The sequence below is a fragment of the Micromonospora sp. LOL_015 genome (assembly GCF_048060275.1).
In the GTDB taxonomy this organism is placed as follows: domain Bacteria; phylum Actinomycetota; class Actinomycetes; order Mycobacteriales; family Micromonosporaceae; genus Micromonospora_E.
In genome coordinates this window covers 1-1,300 of record NZ_JBHMIO010000138.1, presented here as the reverse complement: position 1 = coordinate 1,300, position 1,300 = coordinate 1, and the positions used below count along the sequence as shown (strand labels likewise).

The 1,300-nt window shown below is 63.2% G+C and carries 1 protein-coding gene; it reads left to right on the top strand.

What is annotated here, in order from left to right; translation table 11 throughout:
* Window positions 1-73 precede the first annotated feature (73 nt).
* Window positions 74-1,257 (top strand): IS3 family transposase gene (locus ACFHWU_RS29150; RefSeq protein WP_416592304.1). Its coding sequence is split into 2 segments (ribosomal slippage): window positions 74-341 and window positions 341-1,257, totalling 1,185 coding nucleotides; the frame shifts between segments, so codons are not numbered across the junction.
* Window positions 1,258-1,300 lie beyond the last annotated feature (43 nt).

The following is a 1,300-nucleotide window of genomic DNA, read 5'->3' as shown; positions in this document are numbered from 1 at the left end:
TGAGGTGCCCCGAGGATTCCGGACAGGGAGCCAATAAGGTTACCCTGTCAGGAAAGTCGAGGGAAGAAGCGCGATGGCACGCATAAGCTCATACACCCCAGAGTTCCGTGAAGAAGCAGTGCAACTCGTTCTACAGTCGAACAAGCCAGTGTCGCAGGTTGCCCGGGAGATCGACGTTCACCCGGAGACGCTGCGTTCCTGGGTCCGCCAGTACCGGCGAGAAAACAGCGGCGCCCAGGACAGCCCACAGATCGGCGTCGACGAGCGCGCTCGACTGAAGGAACTCGAACGTCGCAACCGGGAACTCGAAATGGAGAACAGCTTCCTGAAAAAAGCCGCGGCGTACTTCGCGAAGGACCCTCGGTAACGAGCTTGTACGAGTTCATCGAGACGATGCGACTCGACACCGCGAAGTACGCCTACCCCGTCGACTTCATGTGCGAACAACTCGGCGTGTCCAGGTCCGGATACTACGAATGGCGAACCCGCCCCGACTCCGCGACCGCCACCCGCCGCGCCCACCTTCGATCGGCCATCGAGGAGGCGTTCGCCGCGTCCGACGGCACCTACGGGCATCGACGTGTCCACGCGCAACTGCGGCGCCAGGGCGTGTCCGCCGGGCCGGAACTCGTCCGCCAGCTGATGCGCGAGCTCGGGCTCGTGCCGTGCCAGCCCCGCCCGAGGCGGTGGGGTCTCACCCAGTCGTCGTCCGGCACGGTGCCTGACCTCGTCGGCCGGGAGTTCACCGCCGACGCGCCTGGCGAGAAGCTCGTCGGCGACATCACGTACATCCCGACCGGCGAGGGGTGGCTGTATCTGGCGACCGTCATCGACTGCTGCACGAAGGAAGTCATCGGATACGCGATGGACGACCACTACCAGACGCCGTTGATCTCCCGCGCCATCCGTAACGCCGCCCGGAATCGCGAACTCAGGAAGAACGCCATCTTTCATTCGGACCGGGGCAGCAACTACATGTCGGACGACTACGGCAGAACGCTTCGGGATCTGAGGTTGCGGCGATCCGCTGGCCGGACCGGAATTTGTTTCGACAATGCGATGGCGGAATCGTTCTTCGGTGCGCTGAAGAACGAACGCGTGTCGCGTGTGAAGTATCCCACGCGTGAGGCGGCACGCCGGGACGTTACTGCCTACATCGAATTCTGGTACAATCGTCAGCGTCTGCATTCGGCGGTGGGCTACCGACCTCCCCGGGAAGTCCACGCAGAGTTCGAGAACCTTCAAATCGCGGCGTGAAAGAACCGGCCGAACCACTGTCCGGAAAACGCGAGGCCCCTCA